Genomic DNA, 18,972 nt, shown 5'->3' on the forward strand with positions numbered 1-18,972 from the left:
CATATACTGTACCAACGTGAGTTGGAGGAATGTATCATGCGAACATCCGCGCTTCAAACGACGGTTAAGGATCAATTGTCGCTCTATGTGTTTGTTTTCGTTCTCTTTGTGGTCGGCGTTGTATTCGGCGCGCTGCTCGTCAATGCCCTGACGCTGGATCAGCAGCAGAACCTGTCAGGCGACGTGCTGCAACTCATCCAGCGTATCCAGGACGGAACGAACGGGAGCGGCAGCGAAGCCTACTGGGACCGCGCTTGGTTCCAAGCCAAATGGCTGCTGCTCGTCTGGGTGCTCGGCTTGACCGTCGTCGGCATGCCGCTCGTCTTGGCGCTCGATTTCCTTAAGGGCGTACTGGTGGGATTCGCGATCGGCATGCTGGTGCGCGAATTTGCCTGGAAAGGGCTGCTCTTCTCGCTGGCTTCAGTTGCGCCGGCAAACGTGATTGCCGTACCGGCGTTCCTCATTGCCAGCGTGTCTGCCGTTTCCTTCACGATCTATGTGGTGAAAAGCCGTCTTCTCAGCCGTTTCGGCTCGCTGGGACGTCCGCTGGCTTCATTCACGGCAATAGCTGCATTCATGCTTGTCGTGATCTTGGGCGCGGCGCTGGTTGAAATCTATGTCACCCCGATCTTGATTAAGTGGACGGCCCCGCTGATTGGTCAGGCGGCCGCTGAATTGTAATCATTCTAAAAAAAATTGACTTTCTTCGTCAGAAGCACCTATAATTAAGCTGAAACCTAACCGATTCCGGTGATGGCCTAAGTCAAGGTGCGAGGGGGGAAGCCATGGAATCCCGGATTGATAAAGTCAAGCAGCAGCTGCAGTCGCAGGGGTACAAGCTTACTCCGCAGCGGGAAGCCACCGTTCGTGTGCTGCTGGAGAATGAAGAAGACCATTTGAGCGCAGAAGATGTCTTCATGCTCGTGAAGGATAAAGCGCCTGAGATTGGACTAGCAACAGTGTACCGAACACTGGAACTGCTCAGCGAGCTGCATGTCGTGGAGAAATTGAATTTCGGAGACGGCGTTGCCCGTTATGATTTGCGGACTGATAATAACAAACATCATCACCATCATCTCATCTGTGTCCAATGCGGAACGATGAGTGAAATATTAGAGGATTGGCTCGGGCCGCTCGAAGAACGTTTAGAGCAGGAGTACGGCTTCACGGTATTGGATCACCGGCTTGATTTTCAAGGCGTGTGCGTCAACTGCAGAGCCAAGAACAATCTTGCTAAGCCGGATCAACAATAACTCCCTTCGCAGTGTGCGCAGCTCGCAAAGCTGAGCACAACTGTCATAGGGAGTTTTTTGTTGCCTATTTTTTCTTGCTTGATTTCGTTCTCGTTCGTTTGCTGGCACGGGCAGTTTCCGTCGACTTGTGGGAGAGGCTTGCTGCGTCGAACAGCTGAACAAGCCCATAGCCCTGTCTGCTGGAGCTGTCTCCGGACAGCTTCTTGGCAGAGGACCGCAGAAGTTTGGCGACGCCGGAAGGGGAGAGGCCGGGGTTCAGCGATTTCAGCAGCGCGGCACCGGCTGCAACATGCGGGCAAGACATGCTTGTGCCGGATAGCACCATGTAGCCGCCGCCCGGCCAGGTAGACCTGATATAGCTCCCTGGCGCCGTGACATCGATGCCGGAGCCTCGGCTGCTGTAGTCGGCGGTTTTGCCGCTGCGCGTAGAAGAAGCAACAGCGATGGCGTCAGAGAAGCGGGCTGGCTGATCGATGCCGCCGCTGTTGTTTGGACCGCTGTTGCCGGCCGACGCGATGACGACAATGCCGCTCTTGCGTGCGCGTTCTACGGCCTCCTTCAAGGCGTTGCTGTTCTCGCCGGATAAGCCGAGGCTCATGTTAATGATAGGAATCTTCTTCTTGATGCACCATTCGATGCCTTTGATGAGATCGGATACATAGCCTGAGCCGTTCGCATCAAGCGCTTTGATCGCATAAAGCTTAGCTCTTGGGGCGACGCCTGGCTGCATGCCGTTCTTTCCCAGTGCAGCCGCTATGCCTGCGACATGTGTACCATGTCCGTTGTCATCCAAATAAGAGGAGCCGCCCATCGTATTGACACCGCCGGTCACGTACAGGTCTGAATGTCTGGCAATGCCCGTATCAATTATGCCAATCCCGGAGGCGCTGCCTCGGGTAGTCGGCCAAACCTTCGGCGCTTGCACTTGCTTAATATTCCACGGCGCATCCGTTTCGTCGTCTTCACCGCGTGCATTTGCCCTGGAGGAGAGCCGGAGCTGCTTCTTGACTAATGGAGTGGAGGACTTCCATGCCTGCCGGCCGCCGCCGGCTGAGCGGTTTTCGGCTGCGGGAACGAACCCGTGGGCATGGATCTTGAAATCCGGCTCGATGTAATTGATATCGGGATGCCGGGCCAGCGACTGCAGCTGCTCGCTGAAGCGGCTGTCGACATGGCAAACGATGGCGCGGCCGCGTCGGAAGATTTTTACTGGCCGAATGCCGAAATTGGCGAGCTGCTTGATGCATTTCATATACTGTTCTCGACTCTTAAAGCCGATCAGCGTACGAGAGGTATGAGCGGATGGACGGGCTGATGAGCAGCTAAGCAGCAGCTTCTCGACCTTTGGCAAGGCTGTTCCTCCTTTATCTATAGGCAAATAAGCGAAGCCAATACTGCAGTGTATGGAGACGTCCGCATAGAAGCTTGGGCGCTAGCTGAGCGGGTACATATTTTGTGACAGCCGGGGAAAAGGTAGCATGGAGGACTGTCAACCCGTCCTTTGCCTGTATATGATGAAGCAAGAACAGGAAAGGGAGATGCATATGATTATTGGCGTGCCGAAAGAAATCAAAGCCAGCGAATACCGCGTCGCGCTTACCCCGGCCGGTGCGGCGATGCTGAGAGCGGCTGGTCACGAGGTGATTGTTCAGAGCGGCGCCGGCGAAGGCAGCAGCTTCTTCGATGCTGCCTACGAAGCTGAGGGAGCCTCCATCGCCGCCGATGCCAATGACGTCTGGGCGCGTGCTGAGATGATCATGAAGGTGAAAGAGCCGCTCCCTGAGGAGTTCGGCTATTTTCGTAAAGGACTGCTGCTGTTCACCTATCTTCATTTGGCGGCCGCTCCCGAACTGACGAACGCGCTCGTGGCGAATCAGGTCGCAGGCGTTGCCTATGAAACCATTCAGCTGGCTAGCGGAAGCCTGCCGCTTCTGACGCCGATGAGCGAGGTAGCGGGGCGAATGGCCGTGCAGGTCGGCTCGCAATTTCTAGAGGCCTTCTACGGGGGCCGCGGTATTCTGCTCGGAGGCGTCCCGGGCGTTCCTCCTGCGGAGGTTATTATCCTCGGAGGCGGCATCGTCGGAACGAACGCTGCGCGGATTGCGCTCGGTATGGGCGCGAGCGTCGTTATATTGGAACGGAGTGCCGAACGGATGCGTTACATCGATGACGTGTTCAATGGCAGAATACGGACGCTCATGTCAAATGCCTACAATATCGCCAGCGCGGTGAAGAAGGCGGACCTGCTGATCGGTGCCGTCCTTATACCCGGTGCGCGCGCGCCGCATCTCGTCACGGAAGAGATGGTCAAAACAATGAAGAGAGGGGCTGTCATCGTGGATGTCGCTGTCGATCAAGGCGGCACGATTGCTACGATCGACCGCGTCACGACGCATAAGGATCCCGTTTACGAGAAGCATGGCGTCCTTCACTACGCGGTTGCGAACATGCCCGGGGCTGTACCGCGGACATCGACGCTCGCACTGACGAATGTGACGATTCCTTATGCGCTCGAGCTCGCAAACAAGGGGATGGTTGAGGCCGTTCGCGGGAATGAATCGCTTCGCAAGGGCGTCAATACGTATAAGGGGCGGATCACCCATCCTCAGGTGGCTGAAGCCGTGGGCTTGCCGTATACCGAAATCGCTCAGCTGCTGGACAGCGTTTCGATCGACACGATTAACTAATCCAGGCTTCGGCTGAGCTCTTCGTGTCGGACTCCTCGTACCGAAAGCGTGTGATTTGCCCATGCATGATTCGCTTTCCTTCCTCATAAGGTGTTGTAAGGACAACCATGGAGAGCTGTCGTCTATGGCGCAAGTCCGTGCCCGAATGGCGAAAGGGGACGCTTATTCATGGTTGTATCGGTACGCAGGTGGCTTAGGCGGATCATTTTCGTCCTGCTGTTAAGCATCTTCACGATTACGATGTACGGCGGATGCCGGCTGCTTGCGGTCTGGATCGCGCCAGATGATCCCTACCGTGTGCCTCAAGGGCATGCGCTGAAAGTATTCCATGCATTCGACCAGCAGGAAGGCGAGAACGGAAGTATCGCGGAGCGTCTTCGTTTATTTTATTGGTACGGGGAGTAACGGCCGAGACGGTTTCGGGCGGCCATGAGCAGGAGAAATGACGGAGAATGTGGAATTATAGCGGTATGCTGCTTGGATTTTGGAGAGGGAACCTTTATGATAGAACATCTGAAAGCATTTATCGCGGCCTTGCAATCGGGAAACCGGCGGCGTTCGCCGCATACCCTGCAATCTTATGAACGTGATGTCACGCAATTGCTCCGCTATATATCAGGCGAGGGCGTCGGCGATATACAATCGATCCAGAAGCACCATCTATCGCTTTATTTTCTTCAGTTGAAGCAGCAGGGGCGGGCAGCCGCAACCATTTCAAGGCATATGGTGTCGCTGCGTGCTTTTTTTCATTATCTACACGCAAGCGGGCTGGTTCAATCCAATCCTGCGCTTCATCTGGAATCGCCGAAGCAAGAGAAGCGAACGCCCGGCGTGCTGACGAACAGCGACATCGAGAAGCTTTTGGCCGCGCCGGATCTATCCACGGATACGGGTGTGCGAGACCTGGCGATGCTGGAGCTGCTTTATGCGGCAGGCATGCGGGTATCTGAACTCATAGGACTGAACCAGGATCATATTCATCTGACGCTGGGCTTTATCCGCTGTGTGGACGCCAAATCCAAGGAGCGCATTATTCCGATCGGAAGCGCGGCTTCTGAAGCTCTGTCGAAGTATATGGAGACCGTGCGCTTGAAGCTGGCAAAGAACGGTGAGCAGGCATTGTTTCTGAATATGCAGGGCGAGCGTATCTCACGGCAGGGGTTTTGGAAAATCGTCAAGAAGCAGGCCAAGGAAGCGGGAATCGAGAGCGCGATGACCCCGCACACGCTGCGCCACTCCTTTGCCGCCCACCTGCTTGAGAATGGAGCAGATCTTCGTTCTGTACAGGAAATGATGGGACATGCTGACTTGCAGACGTTGCAGCTCTACGTGCAAATGACGAAGACGCGAATGAAAGAGGTGTACAACCTCGCCCATCCGCGGGCCAAACGAATGTAAAGCAAGACGAAGAAATGGAGAGAATCTTATGAAATTTGATCGGATCGCAGTCATCGTGCTTGACAGCGTCGGAATCGGCGAGCTGGCGGATGCACCGTCGTTCGGAGATGCCGGCTCTCATACGCTGGGACATATTTTGAGAGAAGTGCCGGAATTGTCGCTTCCCCATATGCGGCAGTGGGGACTTGACCGCATCGCCCCGCTCGGCAGCTGGAAGTCTTCCGGTGAACCTGCCGCCAGCTACGGTAAGATGGCCGAGGTTTCCGTAGGCAAGGATACGATGACGGGGCATTGGGAGATTGCGGGCTTGAAAGTCATGGTGCCGTTCCGGACATTCCCGGATGGATTCCCGGACGAGCTGATTCATGCCTTTGAAGCCCGTACGGGAAGAGGGGTGCTCGGCAACAAGCCGGCGAGCGGTACGGAAATTCTGGACGAGCTCGGCGAAGAGCAGCTGAATAGCGGAAAATGGATCGTTTATACGTCCGCTGACAGCGTGTTTCAAATCGCCGCCAACGAGGACTTGATTCCATTGGAGGAATTGTACCGCGCCTGCGAAATTGCGCGCGAGCTTACGATGGACGAGCGTTATGCAGTCGGACGCGTAATCGCGAGGCCGTTCGTCGGTAAGCCCGGCGCATTCAAGCGCACCTCGAATCGACACGACTATGCAGTGAAGCCGCCGGAGCCGACGGTGCTTAATGCCCTTCAAGAGGAGGGGTACGACGTCATCGCGGTCGGCAAGATCAACGATATTTTCTGCGGCGAAGGGATTACGGAGGCACTTTCGACGATGAGCAACGCAGACGGCATCGCAAAAACGATCGAAATCCTCGACCGGCCGTTTCGCGGCCTGCTGTTCACGAACCTCGTCGATTTCGATTCCTTGTTCGGCCATCGCCGCGACCCGCAAGGATACGCAGCCGCACTGGAAGAGTTCGACCGTGCGGTGCCGGAGCTGATGAAGCAGCTCGGCGAACGGGATTTATTGGTCGTAACGGCGGATCACGGCAATGATCCTACATATGCAGGTACCGATCATACACGCGAGTATGTGCCGCTGCTGGCGTATAGTCCGGCATTGAAGCAGCCGTCTTCGCTCGGCGTCCGCGATACGTTCGCGGATATCGCGGCGACGATCGCGGCCAATTTCGGCGTGAAGCGTCCGGCGAACGGGCTTTCATTTTTGGATGAATTGAAATAGCTGTATGCTTTCGAAGCGAGTTTTTTGCTCGCAAGTAAGTTAATTAAGAAGTTTCGCATAAAACTTAAGCCTATGCTTTCGAAGCGAGTTTTTTGCTCGCAAAGTAGGTTACTCAAGAAGCGTCACAAAAAACTTTCAGGAGGTTTCAATTATGAACTTACAAGCAACACATGTCCGCGAAGCGGCGGATTACATCGGAAGCAAAATTTCCGTTAAGCCGGAGGTCGGCCTTATTATGGGATCGGGCCTTGGCATTCTTGGTGATTATATCGAAGAGGCAGTCGTGATTCCCTATTCGGATATCCCCCACTTTCCGATTTCGACTGTTGAAGGACATGCCGGCGAATTGATGATCGGCATGTTGTCGGGCCGGCCCGTCGTCCTTATGCGCGGCCGTTTTCATATGTACGAAGGCTATGGCCCGGATCTGACGGCGTTCCCGGTCCGCGTCATGAAGGCAATCGGCGTGTCCAAGCTCGTTGTTACGAATGCAGCGGGCGGCGTCAACACGAATTTCTCCCCTGGGGATCTCATGGTAATCAGCGATCATATCAACTTCCAAGGAAAGAATCCGCTCGTCGGTCCGAATGACAACGAGCTAGGCGTGCGTTTTCCCGACATGTCTCAGCCGTATAGCAAGCGTCTGCGTGAGCTGGCGTCCAATACGGCCATGGAGCAGGGTTTCACACTGCAGGAGGGCGTCTATATTGCCGTTCTCGGTCCATCCTACGAAACGCCAGCGGAAATTCGCATGATGCGCGTCATGGGTGCGGATGCTGTCGGCATGTCCACGGTTGCAGAGGTCATTGCGGCGAATCATGCCGGCATCGAGGTTCTCGGCATTTCTTGCATCAGCAACATGGCTTCCGGCATTCTCAACCAGCCTCTGTCGCATGATGAAGTGATGGAAACGACGGAACGCGTCAAATCGCGCTTCCTTGGCTTGATCACCGGCCTAGTTCCTTCACTATAGGCTGTAACAAAAATGTAACAAATTGCTCGACTGATTCTGACATTCTTTGTTGCGCGATCGTCGTATAATGTCCGTGATAAACCGAACAATATCTATCACAAAGTGGGGAATTTTTTCATGGACAAGCAAAGCTATCATCAGCTCGAGCGGCTTCGCGGGCAACTGGTTTCCGCCGCAATGGGTAACGGATCGTCGTTTCTGAACCGAGATGTTCTGCTGCTCAGTCAGACATTGGATCAATTGATCGTCAAAGCGCAGCGCGAGAAGCGCAAACCAAGATCAGCCCAAGGATGAAGGCAATCCACATACAATCAAGGCAATAAGCATAGGAGGTCATCAGACTTGCGAGCTGTTGATATCATTCAAAAGAAACGAAATGGCGGGACTCTAACGAGCGAAGAGCTGACATTTCTTATAAAAGGCTATAGCCAAGGCGACATCCCAGACTATCAATTATCAGCCTGGGCGATGGCTGTTTTTTTTCGCGGCATGAATGCCGAAGAAACCGCAGCGCTTACAAGAGCCATGGCGGAATCCGGCGATCAAGTCGATTTGTCGCCGATTAACGGCATCAAGGTGGACAAGCACAGCACCGGGGGCGTGGGCGATAAGACGAGTCTTATCATAGGACCGCTTGTGGCTTCATGCGGCGTGCCGGTTGCCAAAATGTCCGGAAGAGGCCTTGGCCACACGGGCGGCACGATCGACAAAATGGAATCCATGCAAGGATTTCGGACGGAGCTGACGCGCGAAGCTTTTATCGAACAGGTAAACGCGATTGGCGTCGCCATTATTGGTCAAAGCGGCAATATGGCGCCGGCGGATAAGAAGCTGTACGCGCTTAGAGATGTCACGGCAACCGTGGAGTCCATTCCGCTCATTGCAAGCTCTGTAATGAGCAAGAAAATCGCGGCAGGCGCGGATGCGATCGTGCTGGACGTGAAGACCGGCAGCGGCGCCTTCATGAAGACGCTGGAAGATTCGGAGAAGCTGGCGATGGCCATGGTGGAGATCGGTACGCAGGTCGGCAGGCAGACTGCCGCGCTGATCAGCGACATGGATCAACCGCTCGGCTTAGCCATCGGCAATGCGCTTGAAGTGCAGGAAGCCATCGACACGCTGCATGGCCGCGGTCCAGAGGATCTAACGGAGCTGTGCATCGCGCTTGCATCGCATATGGTCGTACTTGGTGGACAAGCCGGAGATTTGGCAGAAGCGGATAAGAAGCTGCGGGAGCAGCTGTCTTCCGGCGCGGCGCTGGCCAAATTCAAGCAGTTCGTCGCTGCACAAGGCGGCAATCCAGCCGTTGCAGACGACCCGTCGCTACTGCCGCAAGCGGCATACACGGTTGAAGTGCCTGCGGCTAGGAGCGGCTATGTGCACGCAATCCAAGCGGAGGAGCTCGGACTCGCGGCCATGCTTCTTGGCGCGGGCAGAGAGACGAAGGATTCCGTAATCGATCATGCGGTCGGCATTACGTTGAAGCGAAAAATCGGCGAAGCCGTTCATGAGGGCGAAACGCTCGCACTGCTTCATGTTCGCAATATCGATGCAGGCTCGGAAGCGGTGCTGAAGCGCGTCCAGGACGCGTACAAGATCAACGCGCAGCCGAAGTCTCCATCCCCGCTGCTGCTCTCTGTCGTGACAGAGCAGGGCATTCAGCGCATATAGACGATAGCAGTTGTGTGAAGGCATCCGAGCCAATCGGATGCCTTTTTTAATTGAAGCATACTTCCCGAATCTGGAATATTTTACGCCGTATCGGTGCACACTAGGAATGAGATTTTAGCCGATTTGCGGCTTTGCTTTGCCGCGGGCATCATTCAGGAGGAGAAGATCGATGAATAACCAATGGAAGAAGCTCTTCGTCATAGGATTGACGATGATTGTGACGCTTTCTGCACCTGTTTCGGCCTGGGCCGACGAGCAAAAGGCAGCGAAAGGACCCCAAGCCGCCGCGCAAGCATCGGATCTGGCCCCGTCCGCCCGCTCTGCTATTCTGATGGATGCCGACAGCGGGACGATTATTTACGAGAAGAACAGTCACGCAAAGCTCCCGCCGGCGAGCATAACGAAGGTAATGACGATGCTTCTGATCATGGAAGCCATCGACCAAGGCCGTATCAAACTGACGGACCGCGTACCGACTAGCGAATATGCCGCATCGATGGGCGGTTCGCAGATATTCTTGGAGCCGGGCGAGCAGATGACGGTGGACGAGATGCTCAAGGGCATTGCCATGGCATCGGGGAACGATGCTTCTGTGGCGATGGCGGAGAAGATCGCGGGCACGGAATCGGCTTTCGTCGATATGATGAATAAGCGCGCAGCCGAGCTCGGATTGAAGAACACGCATTTTGCCAATTGCAACGGACTGCCGGCAGCAGATCACTACTCTTCCGCACATGACATTGCCGTCATGTCGAAGGAGCTGCTGAAGCACAACGAAATTACGAAATATACCGGGGTCTATCAGGATTATCTGCGCAAAACAAGCGAGAAGCCGTTCTGGCTCGTCAACACGAACAAGCTCGTCCGGTTCTATACAGGCGCGGATGGACTGAAAACCGGCTTTACAAACGAAGCGAAATTCTGCTTGACCGCAACCGCACACCGTGACAATCTGCGCGTAATCGCAGTGGTCATGGGCGAGCCGAACACGAAAACGCGCAATGCGGAAGTCTCGCAAATGCTGGACTTCTCGTTTGCTCAGTATATGAACCATACGATCTTCAAGAAGGGCGACACGATGGGCAGCGTCCAAATCGAGAAAGGCGTGCTGCCAGCGCTGCAGCTGACCGCGAAGCATTCCTACAGCGTGCTGCTGAAGAAGGGCAGCTCCGTGAAGGAGATTCGCTACGAGCTTCAGATCAATCCGCTTAAAGCGCCGGTTACGGTCAATGAGCCGATCGGCAAACTGATCGTCTTCCAAGGCGACCAAGTGCTCACGGAATTTGCCGTCGATGCTCCGGCATCCGTTGACCGCGCAGGCTGGTGGATGCTGTTTAAGCGGTCCATGGGCAGCTTATTCGGCTAAATGGCTGGCTCTACAAGAACCGCTTTCTGCGGTGAAACGCATAATTTGTCTGCTCATAGCGCACTGCTTCTAGTTTTGTCGGGGGGCAGGAAATAGCAGCTTCAGCGTAGAAATCCTCCTTCAACACTAACCTATCTCCGGCAGAGCAGCGTAAGGGCTGCAGTCACGGATAGCTTGTGCTCCGCAAATTCGATGTTTAGGAGTGAACAAGAGGATGAGCTTGCAGGTAGAATTGGAGCATTACCGTAATGTGCTTATTGTTAGACTGCAAGGCGAGCTGGATCATCATACGGCTGACGTCGTGCGGTTCAAAATGGAAGAAGCGATTCTTCGCGGCAACAGCGATCATGTCATTCTCAGCTTGAAGGAGCTGCTGTTCATGGACAGCTCCGGTCTCGGCGTCATTCTGGGGCGTTATAAGCAGCTGAAGGCCAAGGGCGGGAAGATGGTCGTTTGCGACGTGAACAAGAGTGTTTACCGTTTGTTCGAACTGTCGGGCTTGTTCAAAATATTGCCGATTCACGATAATGAGCGCTTAGCGCTCACAAGTTTGGAGGTCGTTTCATGAACGCGAGAAATGAGATGACACTGTCGTTCTCTGCGCGCTCGGAGAATGAAGCTTTTGCCCGTGTAGCCGTCGCAGCATTCGTCTCCCAGCTGGATCCGACGCTGGAGGAGCTGAACGACTTGAAAACCGCGATCTCCGAGGCGGTGACCAATGCGATTATTCACGGGTATGACAGCGACCCTAGCGGCATGGTGACGATCGAAGGCGTGATTGAAGGCGACTCGGTCAAATTGATCGTCAAGGATAAGGGGCGCGGGATCGAGGACTTGGATCTGGCCCGTCAGCCGCTGTATACCTCCAAACCGGAGATGGAGCGTTCCGGCATGGGCTTTACGATCATGGAAAATTTCATGGACGGCTTCGACGTATCGAGCGAACCGGGCAATGGCACTTCCATTGCGATGACTAAGCGCATCGAATCGAAAAAAGCGCTGTTCAATTAGGCGCATAGGGGTTGGACCGTATGGACGTCGATATGAAACAAACGGCGCAGCCTTATTTGGATGATTCCGAGGTGAAGCGGCTGATCGCGCTGAGCCAATCGGGAGACACGCTGGCGCGCGATACGTTGGTACAATGCAATATCCGGCTCGTATGGTCCGTCGTGCAGCGATTTATGGGACGGGGCTACGAACCAGAGGATTTGTTTCAGATCGGCTGCATCGGCCTGCTGAAATCGGTCGACAAGTTCGATCTCTCGTATGAAGTAAAGTTCTCCACCTATGCGGTGCCGATGATTATCGGTGAGATTCAGCGCTTTCTTCGCGACGACGGTACGCTGAAGGTGAGCAGATCGTTGAAGGAAACGGCCAATAAAGTGCGCAAGACAAAGGATGAGTTGTCCAAGGTGCTGGGCAGGCTGCCGACGATCAAGGAAGTGGCGGAACGCCTCGGCATATCACCCGAGGATGTCGTCTTCGCGCAGGAAGCGAACAAGCCGCCGACGTCTATTCATGAAACGGTGTTTGAGAATGACGGCGATCCGATCACGCTGATGGATCAAATCGCGGACGATTCTCAGGAGAGATGGTTCGACAAGCTTGCGCTGAATGAAGCGATCGGGGGCTTGTCGGAGCGCGAGCGGCTAATTGTGTTCCTCCGATATTACCGCGATCAGACACAGTCGGAGGTTGCCGCGCGGCTCGGTATCTCGCAGGTGCAGGTATCCCGGCTGGAGAAGAAAATTTTACAGCTGATCCGAAATCAGATCGCGCAGTGACTGCGTACGATCGACGAAAAAAGCCAAACGGCCAAATGCCGTTTGGCTTTTTTTGCTGTCATTGCTCTGATTATCCTTACGCTCCTTTTCTCATACTAACAAGGAAATCATGACGAGAAGGAGGCGGCTGATGAGCTCCGACACCATGTCAAGCGTATATTTAAGGCTGCGCAAGCGAATCGGCATAAGACCCGGCGGCGTTGTCACGCTGGGGCAGGCGGCACGGTTATTCGCAAGCGATCCCGAGCTGGAGACGAAGCTGGAGCGGCTTACGCTGCATCGTCACACCGAAAAGGACGGCAATCGCGTCGTCATCGACCTGCTTCAGATTGTTCGGTTGATACGGGAAACCTCGCCGGAAGCTGTTATCGATTCCTTCGGCGATCCGCAAGTGCTCGTTATTGTGGCCGATGCGCCACGGGAGCCTAACATTGCAGTGCTCGTTATCATTTGGCTGCTGCTTTTTTTGGGGTCCGGTCTGGCTATCATGAATTTCCATACTGACGTAAACATGAAGGATGTGCATGAACGAATTACAGAGCTCGTCACCGGTAAGAAGACCGAGCATCCGCTTTGGTTTCAGGTTCCTTACTCGATCGGCATCGGCATCGGCATGCTTGTGTTCTTCAATCATTTGTTCCGCAAACGATTCAATGAAGAGCCTAATCCGCTGGAGGTTGAGCTGTACATGTACGAGGAGAACGTGAATGCCTACGTCATCGCCGACGAGATGCGCAAGAAGAACGAACCCGGCGAAACGATCACCGCACGGAAGCAGGAGAAGTCCGAGGGGGAGATCGAGGATGGTTAATATTGCTGCCTCGTCTTTTGTTGCCATATTGGGTTTTGCAGGCGGACTCGGGGTCGGCAGCGCGCTTGTTGCGCTTCTCATCGTGCTCGACGTCATTCCAAGACTTGCGCAGCTCGCGTTCGCCTACCGCAAATCGATATGGTTCGAAACGGCGGTCGTGAGCGGGGCCGTGTTCTGGTCGCTGGCGGATTTCCTGGAATGGCGCTTGTGGCTGCCGAAGATTACGTCATTGATTATTATTGGCACCTTCGACGGGATCTTCGTCGGCATGCTGGGGGCTGCGCTGACCGAGGTCATGAACGTGCTCCCCATTTTGGCTAAGCGGGTACGGCTCAGCAAGTATCTCGTTAGCCTTGTCATCGCCATGGTGCTCGGCAAGGTGACAGGTTCGTTGTTTGATTGGCTTGTATTTCAATGGATGGACGACAATTCATAGACAGAAGAGAAGGAAAGGGCGGGACTTCAGATGAATGAACGCGGGCACGGCAGAGAGAATCATGGAACAACGGAATTCAAGAAGCCGGTTCATGTATTCTGGCATGAGGACGAGGATGGCTTTAAAGTCGATATGGAGAAGGAAGCAGGCATGGAGTCTCACGGCAGTGCCGAGGGCGCCGAAGCCGGAACGGACCGTCAACGCATGGATGACAGCGGTTCGCATGCTTCCGGCACCGACGCGAACACCGATTCCGATTCTGTGGCTGCACATTCGGCTAAACAAGCAGACGGATCGATTTCCGGCCATCGAAAGCAAGCGCAAAGACAGCAAACACAGTCCAAAGGGAAGAAGAACATACCTATCCCCCTTCGGATCGAAGATTATTTGCAGAAGCTTGAGGACGATATTGGCTTTAAGACGAGCTTCGACATCGTTGTTCGCGACATGGTTTTCGGTGGCCGCCGCGTCGCGCTGTTCTTCATGAACGGCTTTGCGAAAGACACAGTTCTGACCGAAGTGCTGAAACGGCTGACTTACCTGCAGGCGGATGATTTCAAGTCAGATTCGTTCCATGATTTCTTCAAGCTCTACGTGCCGGCGATTCAGGTCACGGAGGAAGAGGATTGGGATAATATGATGACGGACGTTATGTCGGGGGGCACAGCCATGTATATCGACGGCGAGGCGAAGGTGCTGTTGATCGATGCGAAGAGCTTCCCGGCACGCAATCCCGAAGAGCCGACGCTGGAGCGCGTCGTCCGAGGAGCACGCGACGGGTTCGTGGAGACGATGCTCGTCAATGTCACGCTCGTTCGGCGCCGTCTGCGGGACAAGAAGCTGCGCTATGAAATCATGAGAATCGGGGAGCGGACGCAGACGGATGTCTGCATCGCCTATATTGACGACATCGTCGATAAGGAGATGTTGCAATCGATCCGCGACAAAATCAAGCAAGTCAAAATCGACGGTTTGCCGCTCGCTGATAAGCAGCTGGAAGAAGCGACCGTTAAGCGGGGCTGGAATCCCTTTCCGCTAGTCCGGTATTCGGAGCGGCCAGATACCGTCGCCGTTCATCTCATGGAAGGCAATATCGCCATCTTCGTCGACACGACGCCGAGTGTGATGATTCTCCCTACGACGTATTTCGATTTGCTGCAGCATGCAGAGGAGAACCGACAAACGCCATTCATCGGCACTTATCTGCGCTGGGTGCGGTTTATCGGGATCGCCTGCTCCTTGTTCTTGCTGCCGCTTTGGTTCTTATTTACGACGCGGCCGGAGCTCAAGCCGCTTGCGCTTGATTTTATCGGTGTGCAGAAAGCCGGACGGCTGCCGCTCGTGGCACAGTTCCTGCTTGCGGAGATCGGAGTAGATTTGCTCCGCATGGCATCCATTCATACGCCTACGCCGCTTGCCACGGCCATGTCGCTGATCGCTGCAATACTGATCGGCGATATCGCCGTCAAAACAGGCTTATTCGTCAACGAGGTCGTCCTGTATATGGCCGTTGCGGCCATCGGCATGTTCGCGACGCCAAGCTATGAGCTTGGACTGGCTAACCGGATCATACGGCTTTTGCTAATCATCGCGGTCGCTTTGTTCAAGGTGCCGGGATTCATGGTGGGTTCGACCGTGTTCGTCGTGATGCTCTGCCTCGAGCGGTCTTTCAATCGGCCCTATATGTGGCCGTTTATTCCGTTTGACTTGAAGGGCTTGCTCAGCATTCTGCTCCGCACGCCTGTCCTGCAGAACCGGAAACGCCCGAATTACTTGAAGCCGCAGCAGCGGGACCGGATGCCGAACGAGGGCAGCTGACGGATGCTTTTGCAAAAAATGCAAATGAAATGTGGAATTATCCATTTCGGCGGGGAACCGAATGCGCTATACTGATGCTAAATGATGCAAACATTAGTAGTAGGAACTTTTTGGGAGAAAGCGGAGGGAAATTGAATGTACTTTCACGGTACCAGTAAAATCAACGCACAAGGTCATTTGGAAATCGGCGGGTGCGATACGTCAGATTTGGCGCAGCAGTTCGGCACACCTCTTTATATCGTAGACGAGGCGCTTATTCGTCAAAGAGCGCGTGAATATGTAGAATCGTTTCGTGCATCGGGGCTTAAATTCCAAGTCGCATACGCAAGCAAAGCGTTCAGTGTTATGGCTATGTGCTCCATTGCGGAGCAAGAAGGACTGTCCCTTGACGTCGTTTCCGACGGCGAGCTCTATACAGCGCTTAAAGCGGGCTTCCCGGCATCGCGCATTCACTTCCACGGCAACAACAAGACGCCGGATGAAATCATCATGGCGCTTGACGCTAATATCGGCTGCTTCGTCGTCGATAATTTCAACGAGCTTTACCTGCTCAACGCCCTTGCCGGCGACAAAGGCAAGAAAGTGAACATCCTGCTTCGCATTACGCCTGGCGTCGAAGCGCATACGCATGACTATATTTCCACGGGACAAACCGATTCCAAGTTCGGTTTCGATTTGGGCAATGGAACGGCTTATCAAGCGATTCAAGAAGCCGTTTCCCAGCCGAACCTGGAGCTGCTCGGCGTACACTCCCACATCGGCTCGCAAATTTTCGAGGTGGAAGGCTTCGCGATGGCTGTCGATAAAGTAGCCGGCTTTGCCGTTCAAGTACGCAGCGAGCTGAATGTGACTTTCCGCGTCATCAACCTTGGCGGCGGCTTCGGCATACGTTATGTAGAAGGCGACACGCCTCTACCCGTCTCGCAATACGTCAAAGCGATTACCGATGCCATCAAATCGAATTTCACCGCTGCAAGCTATCCGATGCCTGAAATTTGGGTTGAGCCGGGCCGCAGCATGGTCGGCGATGCCGGTACGACGCTGTACACGGTAGGGACAAGCAAAGACATCCCTGGCGTACGCAAATATATCGCCGTTGACGGCGGTATGACGGACAACCCTCGTCCTGCGCTGTATGAGTCCAAGTACGAGGCTGTGCTTGCAAACCGCGCAAATGAGCCGGTTGTCGAAACGGTTACGGTAGCCGGCAAATGCTGCGAGAGTGGCGATAAACTGATTATCGATCTAGAGCTGCCGAAAGCAAACAGCGGCGACCTGCTTGCCGTATTCTGTACAGGCGCGTACAATTATGCAATGGCGAGCAACTACAACCGCATTCGCCGTCCGGCTGTCGTCTTCGTCAAAGACGGCGCAGCCGATGTAGCCGTCAAACGCGAATCGCTTGACGATATCGTCGGCAATGACGTTATTCCGGCACGCCTGCAAACGTCTGCGGTTAAATAACAGTTTCGACAGGAGGCAATACATTTTCATGGCTAAACAAGCAAAAATCACCATGTCAAACGGAGCAGAGGTTTATCTGGATCTGTTTGAAAACGATGCACCGAACACGGTTGCAAATTTCGAAAAGCTGGTAAATGAAGGCTTCTACAACGGCCTTGTTTTCCACCGCGTTATCCCTGGGTTCGTTGCGCAGGGCGGATGCCCTACTGGCACAGGCACGGGCGGCCCAGGCTACACGATCGATTGTGAAATCAACCCGAACAAGCACGAGCGCGGAGCGCTTGCAATGGCGCATGCCGGCCGCAATACGGGCGGAAGCCAGTTCTACATCGTATATCAGCCGCAGCCGCATCTGGACGGCGCTCATACGGTCTTCGGTAAAGTGACGAAAGGCATGGAGCATGTCGATGCATTGAAAGGCCGCGACAAAATGGAAAAAGTTGAAATTTTGAGCGTCTAAGCTAACAGCCCGCAGCTTGTGGAGAAAATCCGCAGCTGCGGGTTTTTTGATGCGGTTCCAAGTCGAGGATTGGAATCGCTTGCAAATGTATTCCAACAAAATTGGTTGCATTTTCGATGGTGAAGTGGTAACATTTCCACAAAAGTATTTGCGACTTTCCTTCGGGGTCGGGTGAAATTCCCAACCGGCGGTGATCAAAGAGTGAAGCTGTCCATACGTGAACAGCCTCCGTGAACTTTGTCAGTCCGTGACCCGGCTCGCAAGCGTGCAGTTCCTTCTAGGGAATGCAAGGCTGCTTGACGGTGGACCTGGTGTAAATCCGGGACCGACAGTATAGTCTGGATGGGAGAAGGAGACGTATCGCGAATTCCATTTGGTCATTTCTTGTCAACTTTGTTCTTTTTTTCACAAGGTTGTCAGGTTTGTTTGAATGTGTCTTCGAATCCGTCCCTTTATGATTTACGATACCCATCACCCCGTTGGCGTCCATAGCCGAGGGGTGATTTTTGTTATGACGATCGATGTTTTGAGCGATGAAACGTACATGCGCCTCGCGCTGGACATGGCTTCCAAAGCGAAGGGACAGACCGATATTAATCCTGTCGTCGGCTGCGTGATTGTGAATGACGGCCGTATTGTTGGACTAGGCGCGCATCTTCGGCGCGGCGAGGGTCACGCAGAGGTCCATGCGCTTCGAATGGCCGGCGACCAAGCGGAAGGAGCCACAGCCTATGTGACGCTGGAGCCTTGCAGCCATCATGGGCGAACGCCGCCTTGCTGCGACCGTCTCATCGAAGCGAAGGTGGCACGCGTCGTCGTCGCTTGTACCGATCCCAATCCGCAGGTTGCGGGACGGGGAATCAATCGACTTCGCGAAGCGGGGATTAGCGTCGAGGTCGGCTTGCTCGAACAAGAATCGATGCGCATGAACGAGGCGTTCAACAAGTTCATTGTAACGCGGCTGCCTTATGTCACGATGAAATCCGCGATGACGCTGGACGGCAAGTTGGCGGCAAAGACAGGCGACAGCCGGTACGTAAGCGGGCCGCGGGCTAGAGAGATGACGCACACGCTGCGGCATCAGCATATGGGCATCATGGTCGGTGTCGGAACGGCGCTGGCGGATGATCCCGAGCTAACGACTCGATTATCGGTTCCTGCCGTTCATCCTGTACGCATCGTAGTGGATTCCAAGCTTCGGCTGCCGCTGCAAGCTAGGCTGCTTCAGGACAAGACGGCTTCAGTAATCGTCTTGACGGTGGAGGGCGCCGATCCTGCGAAGCGGGCGGCGCTGGAAGCGGCAGGGGCGGAAGTGATCGCATGCGGCGAAGGAAGCCGGGTAGATCTGCTTCTGGCCATGGGCAAGCTTGGCGAACGCGAAATCGGCTCGATCCTGCTGGAAGGGGGAGGCAAGCTGAACGGCGCGATGCTTGCGCTTGGCTTGATCGATAAGCTGCAGCTCTTTATCGCCCCTAAAGTCATTGGCGGCGCTGCATCCCCTTCCGTGTTCGAATTCGAAGGATTTGAGAAGATGGCGGATGCAATTCCGTTCAGACAGGTTCATGTCGAGCAGGTTGGCGAGGATCTCTATCTCAGCGGTTATCCCAATTACGCTTCAAGCGACCGTTCAAACGGAGCATAGGA

At 54.5% G+C, this 18,972-nt stretch carries 20 protein-coding genes and 1 riboswitch; of the genes, 19 read left to right on the forward strand and 1 reads right to left on the reverse strand.

The window, feature by feature from the left end:
- Positions 1–36 precede the first annotated feature (36 nt).
- Positions 37–681 carry a stage II sporulation protein M gene (gene spoIIM, locus KXU80_RS01035; protein WP_219836468.1) on the forward strand — a complete coding sequence of 215 codons (645 nt, stop codon included), beginning with the start codon at positions 37–39 and terminating at the stop codon, positions 679–681.
- Between the two features lie 104 nt (positions 682–785).
- The gene (locus tag KXU80_RS01040; RefSeq protein ID WP_219836469.1) at positions 786–1,253 is read left to right on the forward strand and encodes a ferric iron uptake transcriptional regulator; all 468 of its coding nucleotides are present in this window, start codon (positions 786–788) and stop codon (positions 1,251–1,253) included.
- A gap of 64 nt (positions 1,254–1,317) precedes the next feature.
- Here the strand turns inward: KXU80_RS01040 and KXU80_RS01045 are convergent, their stop codons facing one another.
- Positions 1,318–2,604 carry a S8 family peptidase gene (locus KXU80_RS01045; RefSeq protein WP_258171196.1) on the reverse strand — a complete coding sequence of 429 codons (1,287 nt, stop codon included), beginning with the start codon at positions 2,602–2,604 and terminating at the stop codon, positions 1,318–1,320.
- 193 nt (positions 2,605–2,797) lie between these two features.
- On the opposite strand from KXU80_RS01045, the gene ald reads away from it, so the two are divergent.
- From ald to ribD, 17 genes are all read left to right on the forward strand, one after another.
- A complete protein-coding gene (ald, locus tag KXU80_RS01050; RefSeq protein ID WP_219836470.1) occupies positions 2,798–3,940 on the forward strand; it encodes an alanine dehydrogenase in 1,143 nt (380 codons plus the stop codon).
- A 168-nt stretch (positions 3,941–4,108) separates the two neighbouring features.
- On the forward strand, positions 4,109–4,345 hold the full coding sequence (locus tag KXU80_RS01055) for a DUF4227 family protein (protein WP_219836471.1): 237 nt from the start codon (positions 4,109–4,111) through the stop codon (positions 4,343–4,345).
- 96 nt (positions 4,346–4,441) lie between these two features.
- Entirely contained in the window at positions 4,442–5,338 is an 897-nt protein-coding gene (gene xerD, locus KXU80_RS01060; protein ID WP_219836472.1) for a site-specific tyrosine recombinase XerD, read from the forward strand.
- A 28-nt stretch (positions 5,339–5,366) separates the two neighbouring features.
- On the forward strand, positions 5,367–6,542 hold the full coding sequence (locus tag KXU80_RS01065) for a phosphopentomutase (protein ID WP_219836473.1): 1,176 nt from the start codon (positions 5,367–5,369) through the stop codon (positions 6,540–6,542).
- Positions 6,543–6,693: 151 nt separating this feature from the next.
- On the forward strand, positions 6,694–7,515 hold the full coding sequence (locus KXU80_RS01070; RefSeq protein ID WP_219836474.1) for a purine-nucleoside phosphorylase: 822 nt from the start codon (positions 6,694–6,696) through the stop codon (positions 7,513–7,515).
- Positions 7,516–7,632: 117 nt separating this feature from the next.
- Positions 7,633–7,809, forward strand: coding sequence for an aspartyl-phosphate phosphatase Spo0E family protein (locus tag KXU80_RS01075; protein WP_219836475.1), 177 nt, complete (start codon positions 7,633–7,635; stop codon positions 7,807–7,809).
- 48 nt (positions 7,810–7,857) lie between these two features.
- Entirely contained in the window at positions 7,858–9,186 is a 1,329-nt protein-coding gene (locus tag KXU80_RS01080) for a pyrimidine-nucleoside phosphorylase (protein ID WP_219836476.1), read from the forward strand.
- A gap of 169 nt (positions 9,187–9,355) precedes the next feature.
- Positions 9,356–10,552, forward strand: a complete 1,197-nt coding sequence (locus KXU80_RS01085) for a D-alanyl-D-alanine carboxypeptidase family protein (protein ID WP_258171197.1) — start codon at positions 9,356–9,358, stop codon at positions 10,550–10,552.
- Positions 10,553–10,766: 214 nt separating this feature from the next.
- The gene (gene spoIIAA / locus KXU80_RS01090) at positions 10,767–11,120 is read left to right on the forward strand and encodes an anti-sigma F factor antagonist (protein WP_219836477.1); all 354 of its coding nucleotides are present in this window, start codon (positions 10,767–10,769) and stop codon (positions 11,118–11,120) included.
- Positions 11,117–11,563, forward strand: a complete 447-nt coding sequence (spoIIAB, locus tag KXU80_RS01095; RefSeq protein WP_219836478.1) for an anti-sigma F factor — start codon at positions 11,117–11,119, stop codon at positions 11,561–11,563. The genes spoIIAA and spoIIAB overlap by 4 nt, the downstream gene beginning before the upstream one ends.
- Before the next feature lie 20 nt (positions 11,564–11,583).
- Positions 11,584–12,339 (forward strand): RNA polymerase sporulation sigma factor SigF, encoded by a 756-nt coding sequence (gene sigF, locus KXU80_RS01100; protein WP_219836479.1) that lies wholly within the window; start codon positions 11,584–11,586, stop codon positions 12,337–12,339.
- A 130-nt stretch (positions 12,340–12,469) separates the two neighbouring features.
- A complete protein-coding gene (locus KXU80_RS01105; protein WP_219836480.1) occupies positions 12,470–13,150 on the forward strand; it encodes a stage V sporulation protein AA in 681 nt (226 codons plus the stop codon).
- On the forward strand, positions 13,143–13,586 hold the full coding sequence (locus tag KXU80_RS01110) for a stage V sporulation protein AB (protein WP_308858151.1): 444 nt from the start codon (positions 13,143–13,145) through the stop codon (positions 13,584–13,586). The genes KXU80_RS01105 and KXU80_RS01110 overlap by 8 nt, the downstream gene beginning before the upstream one ends.
- A gap of 204 nt (positions 13,587–13,790) precedes the next feature.
- Positions 13,791–15,404: a spore germination protein gene (locus tag KXU80_RS01115; RefSeq protein WP_219838805.1), complete on the forward strand. Its 1,614-nt coding sequence runs from the start codon at positions 13,791–13,793 to the stop codon at positions 15,402–15,404.
- A 135-nt stretch (positions 15,405–15,539) separates the two neighbouring features.
- Positions 15,540–16,868, forward strand: coding sequence for a diaminopimelate decarboxylase (gene lysA, locus KXU80_RS01120; protein ID WP_219836481.1), 1,329 nt, complete (start codon positions 15,540–15,542; stop codon positions 16,866–16,868).
- A gap of 28 nt (positions 16,869–16,896) precedes the next feature.
- The gene (locus KXU80_RS01125) at positions 16,897–17,328 is read left to right on the forward strand and encodes a peptidylprolyl isomerase (protein WP_219836482.1); all 432 of its coding nucleotides are present in this window, start codon (positions 16,897–16,899) and stop codon (positions 17,326–17,328) included.
- Between the two features lie 153 nt (positions 17,329–17,481).
- Positions 17,482–17,686: riboswitch (FMN riboswitch) on the forward strand.
- 153 nt (positions 17,687–17,839) lie between these two features.
- Positions 17,840–18,970: a bifunctional diaminohydroxyphosphoribosylaminopyrimidine deaminase/5-amino-6-(5-phosphoribosylamino)uracil reductase RibD gene (ribD, locus tag KXU80_RS01130; RefSeq protein ID WP_219836483.1), complete on the forward strand. Its 1,131-nt coding sequence runs from the start codon at positions 17,840–17,842 to the stop codon at positions 18,968–18,970.
- The last annotated feature ends 2 nt before the right edge of the window (positions 18,971–18,972 follow it).

The organism is Paenibacillus sp. R14(2021), from assembly GCF_019431355.1.
Taxonomy (GTDB): domain Bacteria; phylum Bacillota; class Bacilli; order Paenibacillales; family Paenibacillaceae; genus Paenibacillus_Z.

Bases quoted from the DNA above. Each gene is read 5' to 3' on its own strand.
- KXU80_RS01125 (WP_219836482.1), top strand. From the start codon at position 16,897: ATGGCTAAACAAGCAAAAATCACCATGTCAAACGGAGCAGAGGTTTAT.
- KXU80_RS01075 (WP_219836475.1), top strand. From the start codon at position 7,633: ATGGACAAGCAAAGCTATCATCAGCTCGAGCGGCTTCGCGGGCAACTG.
- spoIIAB (WP_219836478.1), top strand. From the start codon at position 11,117: ATGAACGCGAGAAATGAGATGACACTGTCGTTCTCTGCGCGCTCGGAG.
- KXU80_RS01040 (WP_219836469.1), top strand. From the start codon at position 786: ATGGAATCCCGGATTGATAAAGTCAAGCAGCAGCTGCAGTCGCAGGGG.
- lysA (WP_219836481.1), top strand. From the start codon at position 15,540: ATGTACTTTCACGGTACCAGTAAAATCAACGCACAAGGTCATTTGGAA.
- sigF (WP_219836479.1), top strand. From the start codon at position 11,584: ATGGACGTCGATATGAAACAAACGGCGCAGCCTTATTTGGATGATTCC.
- spoIIAA (WP_219836477.1), top strand. From the start codon at position 10,767: ATGAGCTTGCAGGTAGAATTGGAGCATTACCGTAATGTGCTTATTGTT.
- KXU80_RS01070 (WP_219836474.1), top strand. From the start codon at position 6,694: ATGAACTTACAAGCAACACATGTCCGCGAAGCGGCGGATTACATCGGA.
- KXU80_RS01115 (WP_219838805.1), top strand. From the start codon at position 13,791: ATGGATGACAGCGGTTCGCATGCTTCCGGCACCGACGCGAACACCGAT.
- KXU80_RS01065 (WP_219836473.1), top strand. From the start codon at position 5,367: ATGAAATTTGATCGGATCGCAGTCATCGTGCTTGACAGCGTCGGAATC.
- KXU80_RS01055 (WP_219836471.1), top strand. From the start codon at position 4,109: ATGGTTGTATCGGTACGCAGGTGGCTTAGGCGGATCATTTTCGTCCTG.
- xerD (WP_219836472.1), top strand. From the start codon at position 4,442: ATGATAGAACATCTGAAAGCATTTATCGCGGCCTTGCAATCGGGAAAC.
- KXU80_RS01105 (WP_219836480.1), top strand. From the start codon at position 12,470: ATGAGCTCCGACACCATGTCAAGCGTATATTTAAGGCTGCGCAAGCGA.
- ald (WP_219836470.1), top strand. From the start codon at position 2,798: ATGATTATTGGCGTGCCGAAAGAAATCAAAGCCAGCGAATACCGCGTC.
- KXU80_RS01110 (WP_308858151.1), top strand. From the start codon at position 13,143: ATGGTTAATATTGCTGCCTCGTCTTTTGTTGCCATATTGGGTTTTGCA.
- ribD (WP_219836483.1), top strand. From the start codon at position 17,840: ATGACGATCGATGTTTTGAGCGATGAAACGTACATGCGCCTCGCGCTG.
- spoIIM (WP_219836468.1), top strand. From the start codon at position 37: ATGCGAACATCCGCGCTTCAAACGACGGTTAAGGATCAATTGTCGCTC.
- KXU80_RS01085 (WP_258171197.1), top strand. From the start codon at position 9,356: ATGAATAACCAATGGAAGAAGCTCTTCGTCATAGGATTGACGATGATT.